The 15,508-nt window shown below is 73.9% G+C and carries 12 protein-coding genes and 1 pseudogene; 5 read left to right on the top strand and 8 right to left on the bottom strand.

Annotation, left to right across the window (positions count from 1 at the left end; genetic code table 11):
• Window positions 1–187 precede the first annotated feature (187 nt).
• From ACQ86L_RS17170 to ACQ86L_RS17150, 5 genes and pseudogenes are all read right to left on the bottom strand, one after another.
• Complete coding sequence (locus ACQ86L_RS17170) at window positions 188–1,555, bottom strand: flavin monoamine oxidase family protein (protein ID WP_434316500.1); 1,368 nt, start codon at window positions 1,553–1,555, stop codon at window positions 188–190.
• Between the two features lie 84 nt (window positions 1,556–1,639).
• Window positions 1,640–2,755, bottom strand: a complete 1,116-nt coding sequence (locus ACQ86L_RS17165; protein ID WP_434316499.1) for a DUF998 domain-containing protein — start codon at window positions 2,753–2,755, stop codon at window positions 1,640–1,642.
• 102 nt (window positions 2,756–2,857) lie between these two features.
• On the bottom strand, window positions 2,858–3,457 hold the full coding sequence (locus ACQ86L_RS17160; protein ID WP_434316498.1) for a class I SAM-dependent methyltransferase: 600 nt from the start codon (window positions 3,455–3,457) through the stop codon (window positions 2,858–2,860).
• Between the two features lie 6 nt (window positions 3,458–3,463).
• Window positions 3,464–4,083, bottom strand: a pseudogene (locus ACQ86L_RS17155) (response regulator).
• On the bottom strand, window positions 4,080–5,267 hold the full coding sequence (locus ACQ86L_RS17150) for a sensor histidine kinase (RefSeq protein ID WP_434316497.1): 1,188 nt from the start codon (window positions 5,265–5,267) through the stop codon (window positions 4,080–4,082). The pseudogene ACQ86L_RS17155 and the gene ACQ86L_RS17150 overlap by 4 nt, the downstream one beginning before the upstream one ends.
• A gap of 152 nt (window positions 5,268–5,419) precedes the next feature.
• Here ACQ86L_RS17150 and ACQ86L_RS17145 point away from each other — a divergent pair, with 152 nt between their 5' ends.
• Genes ACQ86L_RS17145 through ACQ86L_RS17135 form a run of 3 tightly spaced genes read left to right on the top strand, consistent with a single transcriptional unit; the run spans window position 5,420 to window position 7,702 of the window.
• Entirely contained in the window at window positions 5,420–6,505 is a 1,086-nt protein-coding gene (locus ACQ86L_RS17145; RefSeq protein ID WP_434316496.1) for an ABC transporter permease, read from the top strand.
• Window positions 6,502–7,206, top strand: a complete 705-nt coding sequence (locus tag ACQ86L_RS17140) for an ABC transporter ATP-binding protein (protein ID WP_434316495.1) — start codon at window positions 6,502–6,504, stop codon at window positions 7,204–7,206. Before ACQ86L_RS17145 ends, ACQ86L_RS17140 begins: the two co-directional genes overlap by 4 nt.
• Window positions 7,207–7,231: 25 nt before the next feature.
• Window positions 7,232–7,702, top strand: a complete 471-nt coding sequence (locus ACQ86L_RS17135; protein ID WP_434316494.1) for a hypothetical protein — start codon at window positions 7,232–7,234, stop codon at window positions 7,700–7,702.
• Here the strand turns inward: ACQ86L_RS17135 and ACQ86L_RS17130 are convergent.
• Window positions 7,688–9,991: an FUSC family protein gene (locus ACQ86L_RS17130; RefSeq protein ID WP_434316493.1), complete on the bottom strand. Its 2,304-nt coding sequence runs from the start codon at window positions 9,989–9,991 to the stop codon at window positions 7,688–7,690. The two genes, ACQ86L_RS17135 and ACQ86L_RS17130, sit on opposite strands and share 15 nt — an antisense overlap.
• Before the next feature lie 564 nt (window positions 9,992–10,555).
• Here ACQ86L_RS17130 and ACQ86L_RS17125 point away from each other — a divergent pair.
• Complete coding sequence (locus tag ACQ86L_RS17125) at window positions 10,556–10,792, top strand: hypothetical protein (RefSeq protein ID WP_434316492.1); 237 nt, start codon at window positions 10,556–10,558, stop codon at window positions 10,790–10,792.
• 37 nt (window positions 10,793–10,829) lie between these two features.
• Here ACQ86L_RS17125 and ACQ86L_RS17120 read toward each other — a convergent pair whose 3' ends face one another.
• Window positions 10,830–11,534: an RNA polymerase sigma factor gene (locus ACQ86L_RS17120; protein ID WP_434316491.1), complete on the bottom strand. Its 705-nt coding sequence runs from the start codon at window positions 11,532–11,534 to the stop codon at window positions 10,830–10,832.
• A 471-nt stretch (window positions 11,535–12,005) separates the two neighbouring features.
• Between ACQ86L_RS17120 and ACQ86L_RS17115 the strand changes: the two genes are divergently transcribed.
• Window positions 12,006–13,064: a PrsW family glutamic-type intramembrane protease gene (locus tag ACQ86L_RS17115; protein ID WP_434316490.1), complete on the top strand. Its 1,059-nt coding sequence runs from the start codon at window positions 12,006–12,008 to the stop codon at window positions 13,062–13,064.
• Between the two features lie 49 nt (window positions 13,065–13,113).
• On the opposite strand, the gene ACQ86L_RS17110 is transcribed toward ACQ86L_RS17115, so the two are convergent.
• Window positions 13,114–15,450: a cell wall-binding repeat-containing protein gene (locus tag ACQ86L_RS17110; protein ID WP_434316489.1), complete on the bottom strand. Its 2,337-nt coding sequence runs from the start codon at window positions 15,448–15,450 to the stop codon at window positions 13,114–13,116.
• Between the last annotated feature and the right edge of the window lie 58 nt (window positions 15,451–15,508).

Below are 15,508 nucleotides of genomic sequence, written 5' to 3'. Positions count from 1 at the left end.
TTAGACGATACATGCTCGATGAGAGATTTCACAGACTCCGGCGATGCTATGCATGCATTAGCGGTGTCCCGGCGGCCGGGGCGCGCATCCCACGACGGTGCGCGGCCCGGCCGGCCGGAGTGGTGCGCGCGGCCATCCACGACTGGCCGCGCGCGGTCTGGAGGGGCTGCGGGCAGCCCGTCGCCGGCTAGCTGCCGGCGGGCTGCAGCGCGGCCACGATCGCGGCGGCGGTCTCGCGGCCGACGCGGATCGCGCCGTCCACGTGCTGGTAGCCCTTGCCCGCCAGATCGCTGCAGGAGAAGTGGATCGGACCGACCGGCGTGCGCAGGTCCGCGCCGTAGCGCGCCAGACCGCCCATGTCGAAGCTGGCCGCGTAGGCGCCGCGGGTCCACTCCTCGCTGCCCCAGTCGCTCTCGTAGTACACGACGGGGCTCAGCGCCTCCACGCCGTAGTAGTGCGACAGCGACTCCAGGATGCGCGCCTTGCGCTCCTCCGGGCTGAGCCGGAAGACCTCGTCGGCCGACTCGTCGGAGACGAAGCCGACCAGCGTGCCGCGCGGGTCGCCGTCATAGCTGTTGTCGTACGCCTCGTGCACCAGCTCGTACGGGCTGAAGGCGGTGCCGCTGTAGCCGAGGTCGCGCCAGAACGGCGTCTCGTAGACGGCGTGCACCTTGATCACGAAGCCCATCGAGAGGTGCTGGTGCAGCTGCTGCTGGCGGCGCGGCAGCGGCGGGTCGTAGGAGATCCGGCTGATCAGCACCGGAGGCACGGCCAGGATCGCGAACCGGGCGTTCACCTGCAGGTCGTCGGTGATCGCCGTCACGCCCGAGCCGTCCCAGCGGAGGGTGCGCACCGGGGAGTTCAGGTGGACGTCGTCGCCCAGGCGCTCGGCGAGCAGCAGCGGCACCTGCTGGAGGCCGCCCTTGACGCGCTTGTCGAGGATGAAGTCGGCGTCGACCAGGTGGCTGAAGCTGCCGGCGCTGGCGGCCATGAGCAGCGCCTGCAGCGCGGAGAAGGCGTGCGCCGGCTTGGTGAGCATGGCGCCCGCGATGAACATGCCGATGTTGAGGCGGGCCTCCTCGTCGTCGGTCTGGGTCTCCAGCCAGCGGCGGAACGAGATCTCGTCCAGCTCCTTCGCCTGCGGGTGCTCCCACGGCCGGTCGGGGTCGATCTCGGCGACGAGGGCGTCCAGCCGCTCGATCAGGCCGACGATCTCCTGCTCGGTCGCCGGGGCGACGGGGAAGATCTCGCCCTCGAAGGTGCGGCGCACGCCACCCTCGCCGAGATAGATGTTGATGCCCTCGCGGTAGCGGGAGTACGTCTCCAGCCCCAGCTCGGCGAGGGTGTCGATCAGCGCGTCCTGGTCGGGCGAGACCCACTGGCCGCCGATCTCCAGGGTGGCGCCGTCGATGTCGTTCGTCCAGAGCCGGCCGCCCACGCGGTCGCGGGCCTCCAGCACGGCGACACTCAGGCCGGCCTTCGTCAGTTCCGTCGCGGCCGTGAGGCCGGAGGCTCCAGCGCCGACGATGACGACGTCACGTTCGATGCTGTTCATGGCTATCACTCCTCCATCGGGGTTCACGAGGATGCTAGGCGGGCGCGCAACGCCCAATCCTGTACACGCTGTCGAAGAGGTGAGTCAACCCTCGACGACGTGTATGTTCTGCTCGCTGCGCGCCTCGGCGGTCGCGGCGCCGGTCATCCGGAGGTAGACGATGAGCCAGCTGAAGACCAGGACGCCCGCCACGAGCTCCGCGGCGGTGAGGACGTAGTAGCCGACCGCGAACAGCACCAGGACGGCGACGATCGTGGCGAAGAAGACGTAGCCGAGCACGAAGAACGCCTGCGGCGCGGTCGGCAGCGCGGCGCGCACCCAGAACACGACGAGCGCGAAGACGAGGACCATCCCGACCGCGGACACGTTGTGCAGGAGGATCGAGATGTTCAGCGTGAAGATGCCGACGCAGGCCAGCAGCACGCCGATCAGGATCAGGCCGACGCGCACCCGCAGCACGGCCGACCGCCGCTTCGGGTCGAGGATGCCGCGGGCGTCGGTGGCGTACCGGGCGATCGCGGTCACGATCACGCCCGTCACGATGAGCGTGAGGTTGAACGTCAGCGACGAGACGCTCTGCGACATCCCGAGGGCGCTGAGGTGCTTCTGCCACCAGTGCGGGTCGGGCGCGCTCAGCATGGAGGCCAGGATGCCGACCACGGCGAACGCCGCCAGCACGGTGGAGAGCCGCATCAGGTCCATCCCCGCGGCGGAGAGGAAGACGGCGTACGCGGTCACGCCGGTGGCCGCGCCCGCGAGCACGGTCGCGGAGAGGAAGTAGACGGTCGCGTCCTGGAACCCGTTCGCGAGCACGGCCCCCAGCACCAGCCAGCCGAGCAGGGCCAGGATGCCGTGGGCCAGCGCGATCGCGACGGTGTCGAAGATGTCGACGCCCGTCGCGCGGCGCGGAGGGGCGCCGGGTGCGGACGCTGTCTGGAACGGGGTGAGCCCCTCCCGCCGCCACAGCCGCCCGGCGATGTACGCGAGGAAGGCGAGCACCCCGGCGGCGATCGCGACGAACTGGCCGACCGAGTTCGGGCCGGCGATGGGGAGGCTGCTCCCCCAGAACACGAAAAGGGCGACGACGCCGGCGAGCACGAACGTGGCCGCGCCGACCACGATCCCCGCGCCCTCGACCGTCAGCCGCGCCGGGGCGCTGAGGCCGCCGAACGTGGGCCGGACCCGATCCCTGGTGCTCATCGCGACCACCTCCCGCACTCCGCGCGACCGGGGGCGGTCGACGTCGGGCACAATGTAACGCCGGGGGTGCGGTGACGGCTATATGCGGCTGGGCAGGGCCGCCTAGCTGCGAGGTCCGGCGACGGTCAGCGCGTACCGCTCGTCGGCGATGGCGCCGCCCCACAGCGCCGGGTCGTCCAGCCTCCGCAGTTCTGTCGTCTCTGCGAGCGGCGCCACCAGGGCCTGACACGCGGCGGCGCTGAGCCCGGCGCCGGTCGACCAGCGGCCCTCGATGAGGACAAGCCGACCGCCCGGCCGCAGAAGACGGTGCCAGTTCCGGACGGCGAGCGCCGGGTCGGCCGTCGCCCAGAGCACGTGGCGGGACAGGACGACGTCGAAGGAGGCCGCCGTCAGGGGCGGGTCCTGCACGTCGGCCTCGACGAAGACCGGCGCGGGCGAGCTTCCCGCCGCCTTCGCCCGCGCGATCCTGAGCATCTCCGGCGAGAAGTCGACGCCGACGAGCTCGTGGCCTTCGCGGGCGAGCAGGGTGGTGAGGGTTCCCGTGCCGCAGCCGAGGTCGGCGATGCGGGCGGGCGGCGACGGGAGGAGCGCGCGGAGCAGCCGCGTCCAGGCGTCGCGTGCGACCGCGTCGCGGAGGCCGTGGTCCGGGGCGGAGTCGAAGGTTCCGGCCGCGTCGTCCCAGAGGGGGCGCTGGTCAGTCATCGGTGCTCACCTCAGCAACCCGAGCGACCGCGCCGCGCTCACCGCGGCCGTCCGCGACCCCACGTCGAGCTTGGTGAAGATGTGGACCAGGTGCGACTTCACGGTGGCCTCGGTGATGTGGAGGCGAGCGGCGATGTCGGTGTTGGAGGCGCCGGCGGCCACCAGCTCCAGGACCTCCAGCTCGCGGGCGGAGAGGCTGGTCAGCGGGGTGCGCAGGCGGGCCATCAGGCGGCCGGCGATCGCCGGGGCCAGGGCGCTCTCCCCGCCGCGGCCGCGCGCACCGCGGCGACCAGCTCGTCCGGCGGGGCGTCTTTCAGCAGGTAGCCGCTCGCCCCCGCCTCGATCGCGGTGAGGATGTCGGCGTCCGTGTCGTAGTTGGTGAGCACCAGGACGTGCGGCGGGTCGTCGAGCGCGCGGAGGCGGCGGGTGGCCTCCGCACCCCGCGGGCCGTCGGCGAACTGGAGGTCCATGAGCACGAGGTCCGGCGCGAGCTGCTCGGCCAACAGCACGGCGTCGTCGGCGGTGGCGGCCTCCCGGATCACCTCCAGGTCGTCCTCGGCGTCGAGCAGCGCGCGGATGCCGGCGCGCACGACCGGGTGGTCGTCGGCGATGACGATGCGGATCATGCGTCGCCTCCCGTCGCCCTCGTGGGCACGGTCACGGTCAGGCGGGTGCCGCGCCCGGGTGCGCTGTCGACGTCGAGAGCGCCGTCGAGCTGGGCGACGCGCTCGGCGATGGCACGGAGGCCGAACGAGTCGGCGCCGCCCGGGCCTGCCGCGACCGCCGGGTCGAAGCCCACGCCGTCGTCGGCGACGACCAGTACGGTCTCGTCCCCGTCCGCTTGCACGGTCAGCGTCGCCCGGCTCGCGCGCGCGTGCTGCCGGACGTTCGCGATCGCGCCCTGGGCGATCCGCAGCAGGGCGGTCTGCAGGTCCATGGGGAGGTCGAGCGACGGCGGTGCCTCGACCTCCACGCGGAGGCCGCCCGGGACGGACTGCGCCTCGGCCAGCCGTCGCAGCGCCTCCCCGAGCCCGGCGTCGAGCGCGGGCGGCGTCAGCTCGCGGATGAAGGCGCGGGTCTCGGCCAGGCTGTCGGCGGCGGTCTCGCGCGCCAGGCGGACGTGCTCGATGCCGGGGCGGTCGGGGTCGGCGCGCTCGGCCGCGTGCAGGAGGAGCTGGATGCTGGAGAGGCCCTGAGCGACGGTGTCGTGGATCTCCCTGGCCAGCCGGGCACGCTCGGCGAGGGCGCCCTGCTCGCGCTCGGTCTCGGCCAGCCGGTCGCGGGTGGAGAGCAGCTCGGCGAGCAGCGCCTCCCGCTCGGCGGCCTCCTGGGCGAGGGCGCGGTAGCCGAGGCCGAGCAGGATGGCGACGCCTGCGCCGATCAGCGGGCCGATGACCGCGGCCACCGAGAAGCCCTGGTGGAGGCCGAGCGCGAGGATCGCGATCGCGGTCGTGACCACGACGGCGACGGGGCCGAGCCAGCGCGGCAGCAGGTGGAGGAAGAGGAAGAACAGCGGGAACGACAGGTACGCGGCCTCCGGCACCAGGATCACGAGGCCGACCCAGATCAGCGCGAGCGCGGTCACCCAGGCGGTCGCGGCCGCACGGCGCCGCGCCTCCGGCACCCGGCGGACGAAGGCGCTCGAGACGTAGACGACGGCGAAGAGGAGCACGAGCACGAGCCCGGCGACGGCGGCGGGAGGCGGCAGCGCCGGCAGCCGCACGACCACCAGGACGAGCAGTCCCGCGATGAGCACGTGCAGCCCGACGCGCAGCCCGACGAAGACCGGGGTGAGGGCGCTGTGGGACATGACACGCCCAGCCTACGAAGCGAGCGCCGGGTTCGGCATCAATGGAAAGTCGGAGAGGAGGTTCGACCGGAACGACGATGTGACACGCGACAGGAGAGCGAAGGCTGGAGGGACACGGGCGGAACCGCTCCGCCCCGCAGAAAGGACTCCTCGTGTTCGTCGCCTGGCGCGACCTCCGGCACGCCCGCGGCCGGTTCATCCTCATCGGCGGCGTCGTCGCCCTCATCACCGTGCTGGTCGGCTTCCTCGCCGGCCTCACCGGCGGCCTCGCAGCCCAGAACGTCTCCGCCGTGCTCGGCCTCCCCGGCGACCGGCTCGTGCTGCAGAAGCCGGCGGGAGGCGCGGCGAGCTTCAGCGAATCGGCGCTGTCCGCCTCCGTCGTGGACGCGTGGCGGCAGGCCGACGGCGTGACAGCCGTCGTGCCGGTCGGCATCGCGCAGTCGCGTGCGACGCAGGAGGGCGCCTCCGCGGGCGTCGCGCTGTTCGGCCTCCCCGCCGACGCCGGTGACACCGGCGCGACGGCGCTCACCCGTCTCGCTCCGGCCGCGGACACCGAGGTCGGCCTCTCCGCGGGTGCGGCGAAGGACCTCCACGCGGCCGTCGGCGACACCGTCTCGATCCTCGGCGCGGACTATCGCGTCGCGACCGTCGGCGGCGACGCCTGGTACAGCCACACCCCTGTGATCGCGCTGACCCCGGACTCCTGGGCCGCCGCCGACAAGCGGATGGGCGGCGACGGGGAGCCGACCGTCCTGGCCGTGTCGGGCAGCCCGCAGTGGGACGCCGTCGCGAGCCGCACCGGCACGTCCGCCCAGCCCGGCCTCCTGAGCCTGACGGCGCTGGAGACGTTCAAGAGCGAGATCGGCTCGCTCGGCCTCATGGTCGCGATGCTGTTCGGCATCTCCGCGCTCGTCGTCGGCGCCTTCTTCACGGTGTGGACGATGCAGCGCTCGGGCGACATCGCCGTGCTCAAGGCCCTCGGCGCCACGCAGCGCTCGCTGGTGGCCGACGCGCTCGGGCAGGCGCTCGTCGTACTGGTGGCCGGGATCGGCGCGGGAATGCTCGTGGTCCTCGGCCTCGGAGCCCTCGCCTCCGGCGCGCTGCCCTTCCTCGTCGCCCCGCTCACCACGGCGGTCCCCGCGGTCGCGATGACCCTGCTGGGGCTCGCGGGCGCGGCCTTCGCCCTCCGCACCGTCACCTCCGCCGACCCCCTCACCGCACTCGGGAGCAACCGATGATCACCCTCGACGACGTCACCCTCACCTTCCCCGACGGAGCCTCCCGCGTCACCGCGGTCGACCACGTCACGCTGCACGGCCGCTCAGGAGTGGTCACCGGGATCACCGGGCCGTCCGGCTCCGGCAAGTCGAGCATCCTGGCGCTGGCCGCCACGCTCATCCGCCCGGACTCGGGCAGCGTCCTGATCGGCGGCGAGGACGCGGCGGCGCTGACGGCGGAGCAGGCCACGAGCCTGCGCCGCGAGCGGATCGGGATCGTGTTCCAGCAGTCGAACCTGCTGGCCTCCCTCACGGCCCGCGAGCAGCTGCAGGTGATGGGCGAGCTCGGCGGGTCCCGGCGCCGGACCGCCCGCGCCCAGGTCCGCGAACGGGTGGACGAGCTGCTCGACGCGGTCGGGCTGGGCGCGCACGCGGACAAGCGGCCCGCACAGCTCTCGGGAGGCCAGCGGCAGCGGGTCGCCATCGCACGCGCCCTGGTGCGCAGCCCGCAGGTGCTGCTGGTGGACGAGCCGACGAGCGCGCTCGACCAGGAGAGCGGCGCCGCGGTGATGGACCTGATCGCCCGGCTCACGCACGCGCGCGGTACCGCGACGCTGCTGGTCACGCACGACCTCGTCCATTCGCCGGCGCTGGACGAGCTGGTCACCGTGGTGGACGGGCGGGTCACCGGGGTCCAGAACCTGTTGAGGGTCGTCGTCTAAACTGCGTGACCGTGCAGGTGGAGGCGTGAGCGAGACGAAGGGACGGCACTCGGCCGACCCGGTGATCGCTGCGCCCGTCCGCCGCCCGCGCCGCCGGAGGTCCCGGGCGAGCGGCGGACTCGTCGTCGTCGCGCTCACCCTGAGTGTCGGACTCGGGCTCACGCTCTTCGCGACCGGGCCCCACATCGACGCACTCGCCCTGCTGAGCACGCCGCAGGAGAGCGCCGGGCACGACCCGGGCGCGCATCCGGCGCAGACCGGCCCGTCGTCGCGACCGACCCCGGACGCGGCGCCCACGCCGGCGACGGCCGTCCCGCAGGACCCCGCGGTAGCGGCGCCCCCGGCGGCTGCCGTCACGCCGGCGCCGGCTGCTCCGCCACCCGCCGCTGTCGACCAGGCACCGGCTCCTGCCCCAGCCCCTGCCCCCGCCCCCGCTCCGCCCGCAGCGGGCAAGAGCGGGTCGGCTCCGGGGCACACCAAGTCACCGCATCCCTGAGCCGGGGCGCCGCCTCGCTGCAACCAGGTCGTCGCCCAGCGCGTCCACCGGTCCGACGATCACCGACTCCAGGCGGCGCACGACGTCGAGGTAGTCGCCCGTCCAGATGATCCGGACGGCCCGCGCGACGATGTGGCCGGAGGCGTCGCCGAGGTCGTCCGCGACGACGTCGGCCAGCCGGTGGCGGTCCTCCGGATCGGACGGCGTTGGCGCGGGGAGCGGTTCGCGCGCGACCAGGCTCGACGCCAGCTGCTCGTACCAGCCGTCGAGCCGCGTAAGGGAGCCCTCCAGCGACCGGCGGGCTCCCTCGCGCTCGTCGCCCGCGGCCTCCTGCCGGCGCCAGAGGTCGAGGATGGCGTCGCTCGCCAGCCGGACCCCGGCGACGCCGCCGACCGACGCCGACACCTCCGCGAGCGGACGCTGCTTACTCCCGCGCTCGCCCAGGTAGGTGCGGAACGCGTCGTCCAGCCGTCGTGCGGCGGCGGCCGCCCGGAGCGCCTGCTGCCGGGGCTCCGGATGCTCCTCCGCGTTCGTCTCGCACCGTGCCAGCCCGTAGGCGACGGTCGCGCCGAGGTAGCGCACGCTCTCCCGGTACGCCTCCGCCAGCGCCTGCCGGAGCGACGCGGCCGCCCCGCGCGGCCAGAACAGCAGCCCGACGACCAGGCTCACGGCGCAGCCGAGCGCGATGTCCTCGATGCGGATCAGGCCGACCGTCCAGCCGGACGGCGCGATGAGGTTGAACAGCAGCACCAGCAGGATCGTGAACGCCGCCTGCCCCGCGGCGAACGAGATCGCGGCGGGCGCGATGCCCGCCACGAGGATGGCGATCGGGAGCAGCACCCAGATCACGACACGGTTGTCGCCGATGGCGAGCATCGCGAGCGCGCCGACCAGCACTCCGACCGCGGTGCCGATCACGCCGCGCAGCACGGTCTGGCCGGTGCTCAGCGCGTTCGAGCGCAGCACGGAGAGCGTGCCGAGCACGACCCAGAACGAGTGCTGCACGCCGGTGAGGTTGGCCAGCGCCACAGCCAGCCCGAGCGCGATGGCGCCGCGGATGCTGTTGCGCAGCCACACCGAGTTCCAGCCGATGAACCCGCTCGCGCGCTCGGCGGCGGCGGCGACGGGACCGGCCAGGTCGCCGGGCTGCCGCCCCACGAGACGCTGCCACCAGGTGCGGCGCTCCGCGCGCGCCGTGAGCGCGATGTTCCCGGCCACGGTCTCGACCGCCTGGGCGAGCTCCTGCGCGCGGAAGCCCGGGTCGAGCGCGGTCACGATGTCGTCGGCGACCCGGCGGCCGCCGTCCGGGTCGGGGGCGACCGGGAGCGCCATCGTGGCGGCCTCCACGCCGGTGCGCGCCTCCACCAGGAGGGTGAGCGCGGTGTCCAGGGCGGCGGGGTCGCCGCCGTGCTGCGCGAGGAGGGTCGCGCCCTCCTCCAGCACCGCCGCCGACGTGCTCTTCACCTCGAACGCGGCGACGTGGACGGGACCGTGGATCGCCGCCGTGATCTTGACGTGGTCGAACTGCGCGATCACGGAGTTCAGCCAGTTCAGCTCGTCCACCAGCCGGACGATCGTCCGCGCCGACGTGCTGAGGCCGGTCGGCCGGTACGGGGTGCGCAGGAACGCGGTGTGCAGGGCGTCGACCGCGGCGTCGGCCGCCGCGACGGCGCGGTCGCGCTCGGCCGCGAGGTCGGGGCTGCCGGCGCGGAGCATCGCCGCGGCCTCCGCGCGCAGCCGCGTCGCGAGCGCCCGGCAGGCGTCGACGGCGGGCGTGCGCAGCGGCTCCCGCGCGGGCGCCGGCCAGAGCGCGACGATCGCGACGACCGCGACGACGGAGGCGATCCCCCAGCCGAGCAGCCGCGGTCCGATCGAGCCGACGGTCCCGGGAAGCGTGACCGGCAGGATGAACGCCAGCAGCAGCGAGGTGCTCGCCGAGGCCGTGACCGAGCTCACCGAGCCCGCGAAGAGCACGGCGAACGCCACCACGGCCATTGCGACCGCGGAGAGCCAGACCGGGCGCGACGCGAGCGTGCCGAGGCAGACGAGCACCGCGCCCGCCACCGCGAGCGCCAGCTGGGCCTGCACCCGGTCGACCAGCGGCCCGCTGAAGTCGACGAGCAGCAGCATCGCGAACGATCCGAACGCCGCGAACGTGGCGACCTGCCCGTCGTGGAGGATGAGGCTCCCGAACGCGAACAACAGGGGCATGACGATCGCGGCACGGCCGGCCCGGCGCAGGGCGGCGAAGTCGGGGTCGTGTCGCCTCAGCCAGTCCGCCGCACGCATCAACCCTCCTCGCTCGTCACCGCACACCCTAGCCCGGTGCGCACCCGCCCGCGGAGTGGTGGGGGTCAGCGGTCGGAGCCCGCCTCGCCGCCGCCGCCCGGCTGGTTGGTCTGCGAGCCGCCGCCGGTGGCAGGGGGGCCGGCGTGGGAGCAGGCTGGTGGTGCGAGGGGGCCTGCTTCTGCGTGGACGACGCGCCGGAGGCTCCCTGATCGTCGCCCTGACCTCCGCCGCCGCCCTGGCCCTGGCCCGACCCGCTGCTCGTGCCTCCGCTGCGGCCGGGGTCGGCGCCGGCGGCGCCCGCTCCGCCCACGCCTGCGTGCGACTCCGCGCCGAGCTGGGCTCCGGACGCGGGCTGCTCCTGCGCCGCCGTCGATGGCGGCGCAGCCTGGCTCCCGTGCGCGTCGCCGGCCCCGGCCGACGCCGAGCCGCGGTAGTCTCCCCGTTGCGCGGCGACGGCGTCGCCTCGTTCGCCTCGTCACGCCGCGCTGCGGGCGGGGCGGGCGTCGGACGCGCGGGACGCCCGACGAGCTTCCCCAGGCTGGAGATCGCGTCGCCGACGACCGCGTGGAACGCGGGGCTCGCCGCGGCGGCGGACGCTCCCCGGCCAGCGCCGCGGCCAGGAGCACCACAGTGGTCGTCCGCGTGCTGTGGCGGGCGAACCACGACGCGCGCGCCGGGCGGCGGCCGGACATCAGCCGCACCACGTCGCGCGAGGGCGCGGGCGGCTCCGCGGCGGCGGTCGCCTTCAGCTCGTCGAGGAGGGCGGCGAGCGCCGCGTCGTCCTCCAGGCCGGCCTCCTGAAGGAGGCGCAGCACCGGGTCGTCGGCAGGATCCGCGGTCATCGCACCTCCTCCGGTTCCCGGCCGGCGTCCACCAGAGCAGCCGCCTGGTCGTCGCTCGCGACCTCCCGGCGCAGCGCGAGCAGGGCCCGGCGCTGGAGCTGCTTGACCGCGCCGGGGCTGCGGCCCATGATCCCGGCGACCTCCTCGATGCTGAGCTCGGCCAGGATGCGCAGCGCGATGACGTCGCGGTACTCGGGGGTCAGCCGCCCGAGCAGCTCGGCCACGCCGGTCTCGCCGTGCACGACGTCGTCTTCGGCGGACGGCGTGCTGCGGGTGTCAGTGAGCGGGTCGTAGGCGACGGCGGCCGGGACGCGGGAGCGCCGCCGGTGGTGGTCGACCACCCGGGCGTGCGCGATGGTGAAGAGGAGGGCGCGGAGGCCGTCCCGCCCTCCGGAGAGCGACTCCAGCCGCGGGTAGAGCGCGACGAAGACGTCCTGCGTCACGGCCTCCGGATCGTCCACGCCCTGCGAGCGGAGGTAGGCCAGCAGCGACGCCGCGTGGGTCCGGTAGGCGTCGGTGAACAGCACGGCGGTACCGCCGGTGTCGCGGTGCGCGCGCTCCTTCACGGGCCGGGCCTCACGCGGCCACTCTAGCGGGACCAGCCACTCCGACGGGAGGAGGCCGACCGCGGAGCGCAGCGCGATGCCACCATCACCACCGCCCGCCGCGAGAACCCGAGCCCGCGGCAGGCAGTGGTCCATCGTCTAGGCCTTCCGCGCGCCGTACGACGCCCCGGCCGGGCCGGTCGGGACCCGCGCGCCCCGGGGGTTGGCGCAGCGGTTCCCTCCGGCCCGACCGGGACTTCCGCGAAGCGGACGCCGGCCGGGGCGGTGACACGGGCACGATGGGCGGCGGACTTCACGGGGACGACCGAAGTCGCACAGCACGCCGCGATGGCACCCGTCCCCTGTGCCGGCTCCGCGGGGGCGGCGGAGACGGAGGTGGGGACGGGGGTCGTGAGGGGCATCCGGGTCCTTCCTGATATCCGGGGAAGGCCGACGCCCTCGGTGACTTAATCGCCGGGAGGCGCGAAAGGTTACGCGGGAGCGGAGGATTTCCGCAGGGGCCATGATCGGGGCAGCGCGCGCCGACGGACAGCACCCCAGAAGGAGGTCGGCCAGCTCCCGAAGCTCAAGCGGCGATCGAGGGGAACGGATCCCTATCCTGACAGGATGAGCGTCCTGCCGCCTCCGCCGCCGCCCGGCTGGTATCCCGACCCGACCCCCGCGCCGTCGTACCGCTGGTGGAGCGGCGGGTCGTGGACGGGGTACACCTGGCCGGTCGGTGCTCAGGCCTCGGCGGCGTCGCACGGGGGGTCCGTGCAGACGGTCTCCGCCGCGTCCTCCGGCTCCCCGCGCCGCACCAAGGGGCTGGGCCGCTGGGGAGGCTGGCTGATCGTCGCGGGCAGCGCCGCGGTGTGGCTGTGGCTGTTCGGCCTCAGCCTCCTGTTCTCCGCGCTCGCCCCGCACGCGCACGACGGCGCGCCGCCGGTCCTCTCGCCGTACCTGCTGGTGACCGGCAGCGGCACCGCGGCCGCCGCGATCTTCTACACGATGGCCTACAAGCTGCGGCCGGAGAACCGGCTCAGCGTTCCGCGCCTCGTCACGGTCGCGCTGCTCGGCGGCGCCGTCGCGACTCTGCTGCCGGTCGAGGGCCTCATCGACATCGCGGCAGGTGGGTCCTCGCTGCATCCCAGCCTCGCCGTGCTGGCCTGCGCCGGTCTCGTGGAGGAGCTGGCCAAGATGCTCTGCGCGGTGCTGCTCTGCCTGCGGCTGCCGGTCAAGAACGCCCGGATCGGGCTGTTCGTCGGCGGCGCGGTGGGCCTCGGCTTCAGCGTCATCGAGAACCTCGGCTACCTCCAGCAGTCGTTCGCGCTCGGGCAGGCCGACGGCGCAGGGCTCGGGCTCTTCCTCACCACGACGGCGGCCCGCCAGCTCAGCGGACCGTTCCTGCACCTGGTCTTCTCCGCGCTGCTCGGCGCGGCGGTGTTCGGCGCGGCGCGCGACGGGCGGTTCCGGATCACGTTCGGCGTGGTGGCCGCATACCTCGGTGTGGCCGCCGCGCACGGGCTGTTCGACGCGCTGCAGTGGACGGCGAGCGTACGCGCGCTCGGCCCGGCGAGCGGGCTCCTCGTGGTGCTGCTCTCACTGGTGTTCGCGGTGGGGAGCGGCCTCACCTGGCTGTACGTGGTGCGGCGTGTGCGGAGCAGGGAGGCCGCCGCCGCGGCCTAGGAGCGCGTCGGTCCCCGCCCGACGGGACGGGGACCGACGCGCCCGGAACTCAGTGCTTCAGGGTCGCGTGGTGCGTGAGCGGCGCCACCGGCAGCGTCGGGCCGACCGGGTGGTCGGCGACCGGTGCGCTGCCCCCGGAGGCGCCCGTCTTCGCGGCCGCCGGCGCGAGGCCCGCCGCAGGGAGGAGCGGGGCGATCACCGAGTAGACCTCGTCGCAACTCGTCAGCCCTGCGACGCTCGGGTTCAGCGCGGTGGTGCCGCCGATCAGGGTGACGTCGTTCGCGCCCAGGAAGAAGATGTCGTCCAGGGTCCGCTGCGGCACGCACGTGGCGGTGGTGATGAACAGCGGCGACGAGGACTTGCCCGCCCAGGCCGACGCGCTCAGCGCGTCGGGGAAGTTCATCCCGTTCGCCAGGATGACGTGGCTGCTGTTGGTGAAGGCGCCCTCGACCACCTGCTGGGAGGAGTCGAACCGGTTGGCGCCCGCGAGGTGCGTCACCGTCCCGAAGCGGGCGAAGTCCGCCACCAGGGAGGGCGACATGACGCTCGAGCCTCCGATGATGACGATCTTGTTCGTGCCGAGCGACAGCAGCAGCGACGCCGTGGCCTGGTCGACGGACGTGGCCGCGCTGTTCACCAGCAGCAGCGGAGCGTGCTGGCTGCCCGCCGCGCCGCCCGCGCTGAGCGAGTCGGGGAAGTTCCAGCCGGTGGAGACGTACACCGTCGGCGCCGTCGTGAAGGAATGCTGAATCACGGCCCGGGAGGTCGCGAACCGGTCGGCCCCGTACACACGCTGCACGTGGGGCGCCAGCGACTGGAGCGCGCCGAACACGCTGTCGCCGACCACCGCCGGGCCGCCCACGACCACGATGTTGGTCGGGTGCAGGCGCGTGATCTCCGCCGACACCGACGCCGGCAGGACGTCCTGACCGGTCAGCAGCAGCGGGCCGGAGTCCTGAGCCGCGGCGGGACCGCCCGAGAGCGCGTCCGGGAACGACAGCCCGTTGGCGACGTACACGGTGCCGACGGTGGACGGGTCGGGGTACGACGCCTTGGAGACCTCCACCGAGGTCGCGAACCGGTCGGCGCCGGAGGTCCGGTCGACCGTGACCACGCGGATCGTGTAGGTCTGCGTCACGCTGTCGTTGTAGCTGTCGGTCACCGTCACGCTGAAGGTGGAAGAGCCGGTCGTGGTCGGGGTGCCGGAGATCGTGTCGCCGTTCAGGCCGAGGCCGGCAGGCAGGGCGCCGCCGGTGATGGCGAACGTCGGGCTCGGCCCGTAGGCGGCGAGCTGCTGCGAATAGGGCTGCCCCGCCGCGGCGACGCCGGACGCGCTGCCGAGGATCGAGACCGGCTCGTACATCCCCCAGAGGGTCGAGCCCGCGCCCATGAAGATCGTGTTGCTGAACGGGTCGACCGACATGCCCAGCAGCGGGGTCGACCCCGTGGTGAACTCGAGGTGCTGCGAGCCGACGACGGTGTCGATGGCGAACACCGTCTGGCCGGCCTCCAGCAGCACGGACTGCGTTGTCGGGTCGATCGACATGGTCGAGATGCCTGTTCCCAGCCCGAACTGCAGGTTGATCGTCTGGGAGACCGTCTGCGCGACCGCATCCACCACCGTGACCTGGCTCCCCAGCCCGAGGTACGCCTTGTGGTGTGCCGCGTCGACCGTCATCGCGGTGGTGCCGGCCGGGGCCGCCACCGTCACGGTGACGGTTCCCGCCGCCTCATCGACGATCGAGACCGTTCCGTTGGGGTCGACGGTGAAGATCGTGCCCGTCGAGGTGTCGACGCCGATGAGGGAAGGCGCGCCGCCGACCGTGATCGCCGTGCCCTGGCTCAGGGTCGACTCGTCCACACTGAGGATGGTGCCGGTCGTGCCGGTGGTCACGAGGACCTTGCCCGTGGTGCGGTCGACGGTGAGGTGCTGCACATTGCCGGAGAGCGTGACTGTGCCGGTGATCGTCACCGTGCGCTCGTCGATGCGGTACAGCTTCTTGCCCGCGGCGTCCAGCACCCAGACGAACGCCTTGCTCGGGTCGGCCGCGAGGAGCGGGCTGGCCGCACCGGGGACGGGGACCGTCGCGGCGAGCCCGCCCGAGTACTCGTCGACCACGTCGACGACTCCGTTGCGGCCGACGAAGACCCCGCCGGTGTACGGGTCGACGGCCGTGTCCGTCGCCACCCCGGCGAGAGAGGTCGTGAAGGCGGTGCTGGGGCCCATGTTCCCGGGCTGGGCCGCGGCCGGCAGTGAGCCGGCGGCGAGCACACCGCCGGCGACCAGCGCGACGGCGGCGACGGCCGCGACTGCTCGCCGGCGTCGGCGTGGCGGCGCGGCGACGGCGTCCTGGGCGGGAATGTTTGAGGCAGTGCGTTCGGGCAACGGCGGCTCATTTCGGGTACGGCTCGTCAGTGACCCCCACGAGCATCCCGCTCAGTTA

Origin of the sequence: Leifsonia sp. P73 (assembly GCF_051059105.1) — a bacterium.
Taxonomy (GTDB): Bacteria; Actinomycetota; Actinomycetes; order Actinomycetales; family Microbacteriaceae; genus Leifsonia.
The sequence above is the reverse complement of the archived record's forward strand: the minus strand, read 5'-3'. Positions and strand labels throughout refer to the sequence as shown.

Excerpts from the sequence above, each read along its gene's own strand:
- ACQ86L_RS17170 (WP_434316500.1), bottom strand. The coding sequence starts at position 1,555 with ATGAACAGCATCGAACGTGACGTCGTCATCGTCGGCGCTGGAGCCTCC.
- ACQ86L_RS17165 (WP_434316499.1), bottom strand. The coding sequence starts at position 2,755 with ATGAGCACCAGGGATCGGGTCCGGCCCACGTTCGGCGGCCTCAGCGCC.
- ACQ86L_RS17150 (WP_434316497.1), bottom strand. The coding sequence starts at position 5,267 with ATGTCCCACAGCGCCCTCACCCCGGTCTTCGTCGGGCTGCGCGTCGGG.
- ACQ86L_RS17160 (WP_434316498.1), bottom strand. The coding sequence starts at position 3,457 with ATGACTGACCAGCGCCCCCTCTGGGACGACGCGGCCGGAACCTTCGAC.
- ACQ86L_RS17140 (WP_434316495.1), top strand. The coding sequence starts at position 6,502 with ATGATCACCCTCGACGACGTCACCCTCACCTTCCCCGACGGAGCCTCC.
- ACQ86L_RS17115 (WP_434316490.1), top strand. The coding sequence starts at position 12,006 with ATGAGCGTCCTGCCGCCTCCGCCGCCGCCCGGCTGGTATCCCGACCCG.
- ACQ86L_RS17130 (WP_434316493.1), bottom strand. The coding sequence starts at position 9,991 with ATGCGTGCGGCGGACTGGCTGAGGCGACACGACCCCGACTTCGCCGCC.
- ACQ86L_RS17120 (WP_434316491.1), bottom strand. The coding sequence starts at position 11,534 with ATGGACCACTGCCTGCCGCGGGCTCGGGTTCTCGCGGCGGGCGGTGGT.